Annotated in this window: 7 protein-coding genes; 1 reads left to right on the top strand and 6 read right to left on the bottom strand. The window is 35.4% G+C overall.

What is annotated here, in order from left to right:
• Window positions 1-239: 239 nt before the first annotated feature.
• The 4 genes from B2W36_RS15120 to B2W36_RS15105 all read right to left on the bottom strand — a co-directional run bounded on the left by B2W36_RS15120 (window position 240) and on the right by B2W36_RS15105 (window position 3,772).
• Complete coding sequence (locus tag B2W36_RS15120) at window positions 240-2,204, bottom strand: hypothetical protein (protein ID WP_293888495.1); 1,965 nt, start codon at window positions 2,202-2,204, stop codon at window positions 240-242.
• A 25-nt stretch (window positions 2,205-2,229) separates the two neighbouring features.
• Window positions 2,230-2,496, bottom strand: a complete 267-nt coding sequence (locus B2W36_RS15115) for a hypothetical protein (protein ID WP_293888493.1) — start codon at window positions 2,494-2,496, stop codon at window positions 2,230-2,232.
• Window positions 2,497-2,780: 284 nt separating this feature from the next.
• Window positions 2,781-3,005 carry a hypothetical protein gene (locus tag B2W36_RS15110; RefSeq protein WP_293888491.1) on the bottom strand — a complete coding sequence of 75 codons (225 nt, stop codon included), beginning with the start codon at window positions 3,003-3,005 and terminating at the stop codon, window positions 2,781-2,783.
• A gap of 314 nt (window positions 3,006-3,319) precedes the next feature.
• Complete coding sequence (locus B2W36_RS15105; RefSeq protein WP_293880629.1) at window positions 3,320-3,772, bottom strand: hypothetical protein; 453 nt, start codon at window positions 3,770-3,772, stop codon at window positions 3,320-3,322.
• A 150-nt stretch (window positions 3,773-3,922) separates the two neighbouring features.
• Here B2W36_RS15105 and B2W36_RS15100 point away from each other — a divergent pair, with 150 nt between their 5' ends.
• Window positions 3,923-4,732 (top strand): LuxR C-terminal-related transcriptional regulator, encoded by an 810-nt coding sequence (locus B2W36_RS15100; RefSeq protein ID WP_293880631.1) that lies wholly within the window; start codon window positions 3,923-3,925, stop codon window positions 4,730-4,732.
• A 193-nt stretch (window positions 4,733-4,925) separates the two neighbouring features.
• Here the strand turns inward: B2W36_RS15100 and B2W36_RS15095 are convergent, their stop codons facing one another.
• Both B2W36_RS15095 and B2W36_RS15090 read right to left on the bottom strand, forming a co-directional pair.
• Entirely contained in the window at window positions 4,926-5,813 is an 888-nt protein-coding gene (locus B2W36_RS15095) for a hypothetical protein (RefSeq protein WP_293880633.1), read from the bottom strand.
• A 62-nt stretch (window positions 5,814-5,875) separates the two neighbouring features.
• The gene (locus B2W36_RS15090; RefSeq protein ID WP_293880635.1) at window positions 5,876-6,262 is read right to left on the bottom strand and encodes a hypothetical protein; all 387 of its coding nucleotides are present in this window, start codon (window positions 6,260-6,262) and stop codon (window positions 5,876-5,878) included.
• Window positions 6,263-6,269: the final 7 nt, after the last annotated feature.

Raw genomic sequence — 6,269 nt, 5'->3', positions numbered from 1 at the left:
CACAGTTCAGTTTACACTACCATCAAAAAGGATATTAAACCTATGCTATTATTATTCTTGTATAATAAATTTCTCCATTCCTTCTCGTCTGGCGCATCTATTTTTTCAAAATCGAATAAATTAACAGAGATTATGGTATATTTTTCGTCTTTATTATAAATTCCACCTTTATACATAGGAAAATGAAAGTAAAAAATATTTTTACCACTCTTTGAAGCAGTAATGCAATGACAAAACTATCAAGGTATATATTTTAAATACTTAATATTGTTCTTCATTCCTTTAGTCAGATTGTAAGTGATCGATAGGAAGTAACCAAAATGATATCTTTTAGTGAATACATCACTCTCCGAGATAGATGCGGAATACCCCTTATTAACTTGATAGCTTGATTTTAATACATTTAAGTTTTTGAGTGCAATTCCACCAGTGATCGTGACACGGTCATAACGGCCCAAAGTAAGACTTGGACCAGTATAGAAATTACTAACCTGGATTTCACCCTCATTGATATCCAATCCCATCCCAGCACTCAATCCGAACGTGGTGTAAGATGCTGAACGAAACCCTAAAGTAGCTAACCCAATAACCGATGGTACATACGTGTGCCTACCTTTCCTTGTAATATAGGTAGCGCTGTCTCGTCTTTCCAAATCATACAGTTTTGCATTCCTGAAAAAACTACCGGCTAGGCCTATACCAAGATCGAATCGCAAACCCTTTCGAATATATTCTTCATGCTTGAAAAATCTTTCTTTTATAAGTTTACTAGAGTTACCTTCACGTTTTTTTATGGCGATATTAAAAATTACCATATCATTTTTCGGTTGTATGGGCTCCGAAACAATATAATAATTCTCTTCACGGCTCAACATCGGTATACACTCTTTCATTTCAGATGCTATCGCATCAAGAAGCTTTCGATCAAATCCCTTTTGCAGCATATCCACATTGAATTTTAAGGACTCTATGTACGCGTATAATTTTATCTTTCCACCAAAATTGAGAAGACTATCTAGTCCTGGGTTGTATTTTATTTGTGCATATAACGGCCCCATTTGACTGAGCTGGTCATTAATGCTTTCTATCGAGTGAAAGGCCGAAGTTAACCTACTGTAAACGCTATCCATCTTTACTTTAGCATCAGTAGAATAGCTTTCCAAAGTTAGATTAGGGTTTTGGCAGATAACCAACATCTCTTTATAATCAACCATTAACTGACGAATATTATTATAGGATTTAATTAACGCATTGTAGCCTGTTATATAATTCTCACTATCGTATGAAAACTTTCTAAACGCCTTATTCTTTATATCTGTTACACGTTTAACTTTACTTTCCTGGTCACTATACTTTTTTCTTATCTCTTCCACACCTGCCAGCATTTTTGTAGAATCACGATAAAATTTTATCTTTTCCTTCATTCTATCTAAAGTGTCTATATAGCTTTGTAGGTATTGTTTCTCGTTCGTCGAACTGTCCGACATGGCCTTCTTTACGGTCAACAAACTATCTCTTTGAGCTATTAAAACATTAAGTTGTCGCTTTCCTTCTTTATAATCACTGGAAACTTTTTCAAGCGTATCTTTTAGAACACGAAGTTTCTCCTTCTCTCGGCCTATATACTGAATATTTTCAGCGTCAGCAACAATAGCTTTGACTTTATCCTCGGAATCTTTCCCTTGATGGATAACATCATTCGCAGAAATATCGACTGTACTAGATTGGTTGGCTGCTTGACTTATGGTCGTTTCAGGTTTTACCGGTGACGCTGCAGGAATCCATTTTGACAGGTCATCAGCGATTAAAGAATTAGCAAGGATAGAATCAATAGATGAAATATTAATATCGTATGCAAGCCTATTAATATTGGTAATTTTAAATACCATAGGATAATTTACCCTTGCCGCTAAACGATTCCGACTAAAAACACCCTGCCCAAAATTATACTCAACAACATAAGTATTGGTTTCCTTTGGACGAACCCCTTTATTAACACGACCATATATTCTGGATTCGTATAATTTTGAGATAAAATCAATAGTCTTATCATCAATTTTTGTATCCTTAGATTTGGTTGCTTTCTTAGTGGAATTATTAATCCTATACTTTCTTTCTAGCTTTGTCAAAACATCTTCTTCTCTCTGGCCCCATACTACTCCTACCCATCCCAATAGAAGTAGCACAATTAAATACTTTTTCATACTCTATAACATGGTAAAAATCTTCTTATTTTTTCAGCCTATTAATGTTGCTTTCCAATTCCTTAATCTTCAGTTTGAGCATTTGCCTGGCCGAAATAATCGTTTGATAATGTAAAATACGCTCTTCTGTCCAGTCTTTGAGATCGTAATTAGACTGTATATTGTTTGATTCAGGCAAGGTTTTCAAAGCATTTTGGCATTGCTCTATGCGTGCTTCATAGCTCTTTACTAACTTTTGTATCTTACTGATTTGCGTGCTAAAATCAACCTTAGAGAGTTTAGGATTATACATTATTAATTTTTCATATTCTGGATCTAGCGACTTCCAGATACTGTCCAATTGTAACCTTATTTTATCATCATAAACGGTTAAACTCGCCGATATTTTTAAATTGTTGAGCGTATCCGACAACAGAAAGACCCATCAGCAGCACTATCCATACTGATTTCCGATTGATTATCTTCTTTCCCATAATTTAAGTTTTAAACGGTTAGAATATTTCTTTTTTCTCTGATCAAAAACGTGAAAGATGCATCAAGGCTTTCTTTACACGATTGGAAATATTTTATTCCCTACTATACGTTGAGATGTTTTTTTTCCAGACCGCGCATACAGGTCGATAAATAGGTGTATTTTTCAACAGTACCACTTAACACTGGAGTAATTCCAACATTTTTACCATCTAGATATACAAGTGTATAATAATAATGAGTTACCGTCTCTTTCTTTGTCTGTGCATGGCCTTTAGCTACAAAGCCTATAAAAATAAATATGCACATCACCTTTGCAATACTTTTCATAATCAAATTAGTTAATATATAGTAATGCTAAGTTCCATATTTGACACACACAGGTAAATACCCCAAATGGGGTATTTTTAAAATATCTATTGAGATGCAATAGTTTTAAGGGAAGAGATTGGAGTATAAATAGCAAAATGGATTCCTATTGATTGGAAGCACGAAAATTGTGGATCTGTTTGAGAAGTAATTGGATGTTCTTATCGAGATACTGCCTTTCCATAGTGCTATCAGCAGCAATTTTGAAATCAGACTTTTAGAGTACCAAAGACTAAAATATAAAATGAAATGAGCGACATAAAATAGATCGGGAGCTAGCGTGAACGCTTTCGCATCTTGTTGATCAATTTCAACAATGCGCTTCGGTTTTTTGCATCATGGTAAAATTTAGGCAGCTTTTCGAGCAAGGTAAAATGGCTCCGATCTTTATGCTCCCGTAATTTGGCAGAAATGTAACTTTCTAAATAATCAAGATGCGCGTAATTATAAGCCCAAAAAACATCATCTTTAAAGGGATGTACCAACCACAGTTCTGCACTGAAATAAATATGTGCTGCTACCTCTATATGTCCTTTGATTCCAAACACCCGTGTCTCTGTTGTTTTTTCTTTGTTATAACCACAGGATATACACTGCAGCCTTGATTTTTTGTTCGTATAATCTACGCTTGCCACAGCCTGCCTTCGACATTTCGGACAAACAACCAATACCTCTGTGCGAAAATCGGTCAACCTCTTGTTTTGATCATTAAAACGTTCAGTTTTCATTAAATTAATATGTCATATAGAATACTAATTTACAGCAAAGCATTTGATAGCTATATACCCCAATTGAGGTATATTAAATATTTTTTATATTTTAGTATGAATAAATAACCTATTTATTAAGCCACATTATTGACTACGGACCGAGCGCCTATGGAACCTAAGAAACATCATCACCTCCTCGCCGACCTTTGGGAAAGTTATCCCGATGCATTGTCAAATGATTTTCAATCAGAAAAACCGTATGATATTGTGAATCACCTATCGGATATTTTGTCAGTTGGGCCATATTACCATTATGTAATCAATTTAGCTGACTATTCGCTTTCTCAAGTTTCAGAAAATATCACAAGTATCCATGGATTGGCTACTCAACCAACGACAATAAGGGAGGTCATAGACCAAATACATCCGGAGGATCTGGAGTTTGTGCTGAAAGCAGAAGAAGCTACATTAGTCAAAATGAAGGAAATTGGATTTGAACATCAACTGTTTTTGAAAACGTCTTACTGCTTTCGCATGCGCGTTGCTAAGGGCGATTATCACTTGTTTCATCATCAAGCTATACATCTTGCTAAGGATGATCTAGGACGTTTAACGTCTTCACTTAACATTCATACTGATGTACAACACATTACCCAAAGTAATAATAAAATTGTGCTCGTTACCGGTATTGGTTGTCGCGATGATTATTGTCAGATCGACTTATCAAAACAGCTTCCACAATTTGAGATCCCTAAACTTTCCAAGCGCGAGATGGAAATCGTATCGTTGGTTGCCAAAGGGAACTCAAGCCCGCAGATTGCTGAAAAGCTTTTTATCTCGCCAGATACCGTAAGGACACATCGTAAAAATCTATTTCGGAAAACGGGAACAAAAAGCGTAGGTGAATTTATCTGCAAATGTATTGAATGGGGGTTACTGCAGCTGATTTGTTTTTTTAATATAGAATTTTTCATATAAAATATCCCATTTAAAAAGTCGCAACAGTTATTTGTTAAATTTACTCATTATACTTATCGCACATTGAAAAAGGAATTGTTAAGCATTCAACAGAATAAAAGCTGTAGAATCAACAACTTCTCGTTTTCCATTATGTTAGGCTATTTCACCACTCAAATAGTTTTCACAGTGGATTGCTTGCCGGAATAGTAATTTATTTGGATTTGTCATAGAATGCTTGTAATTCATCTTTTGATTCCGTGAATTTAAAATACTTTGGTTCGTGTAAAATAGAATTGAAATAAATTTCCTGCATCCTTTTCTTATCCTTTAATTCAGCAGATGCACTGAATTGTGCAATCAATGTACTGTAAAAACTACCAATGTGCCATTCATTGTATGCTACTGTTTTATCGTATCCAACCCAATCAAAGTCTGCGTAGTCAAAGTTTTTAAAGTAGAAATATTCCTTGCCATTAAACTTTGGAAGCTTGTCGCAAAACTCAAGTATCTTTTCATTGTTTTTCATCATCTGTAGAACTTTGAACCGTCCTCCAACCAAAGCATCCATCATATTTAAAAAGAAGATTGCCTTTTCAGTTTCGTCCTTAAGTCCTAAACTATCCATATTGAAATTGTACTTGCTCAAATCAGCTTCGTTAAACAATGAAGCTATACCACCATGGATACGATAGTAGTAGTTATCAAGCAACCATCGACTATCAATCTGCTGGAATAGAACTTCATTTGCGACTTCAGCAGCTGGTCTTGCCTTGACTTTTTCGTTTGTCCTATTATAGTGAATTTCGCGGATGACATACCATAATACCAACTCTTCTTCGTTTGGTCTTGCAAGAAATTGTGTCTCCAAAATTGTATGGTCACCTTTGCCAACCGCAATTAAAGCATCAACAATATGATTCAGCTTAGGTGTCCGTAATGAGTCAATTGATTTGGCAAATTGATCTCCTCTTGAATTTGTATTATAGGAATAGAGCTCAGCAATAGCTATTAAATTATTGAAGTCTTTTTGATCAAGCTTTATTTGGGCTTTAGTAAAAATTGATGCTGCCAAAAGGATAAGACTTAGAAAGTATTTCATTATTATTCGTCTATGTGTTTGCATATTTGTTCTATCTGCGTCCAATTAGTTTCGTGAAGACATTAAATCTTCTGCGCCAACGGTCCATCTTTAGTCACAAGACAAGACCAACCGGGACAGGATCCCTCGGTAAGTTTTGCAATCAATCTGGATCCTAAAAATATCTTAGCCACTGTTTCTTCCCCAAAATCCCAGGTTACTTCGACAGGCGAACTCGCCTCAAATGGTTCGAGATTCTCTTTGACAAACTCCGCAGGATTTAAAAACGGTAGATTTTCCTTGCTATGCCATTCAGGTTCGCTCGGAGTCGGAGCCTTATTATATAACCATATATCTCCAACGATTCTTTCCTCATTTAATAAGTACGCGTAACAGACCTTATCGTCATCTTCGATAAATACCGCGAATTCTGGACGATCATTTGATACATATTTTGTTAAACTTCCCATTGGATGC

It is taken from the genome of Sphingobacterium sp. UBA3549 (assembly GCF_002376635.1).
Lineage (GTDB): Bacteria > Bacteroidota > Bacteroidia > Sphingobacteriales > Sphingobacteriaceae > Sphingobacterium.
The sequence above is the reverse complement of the archived record's forward strand: the minus strand, read 5'-3'. Positions and strand labels throughout refer to the sequence as shown.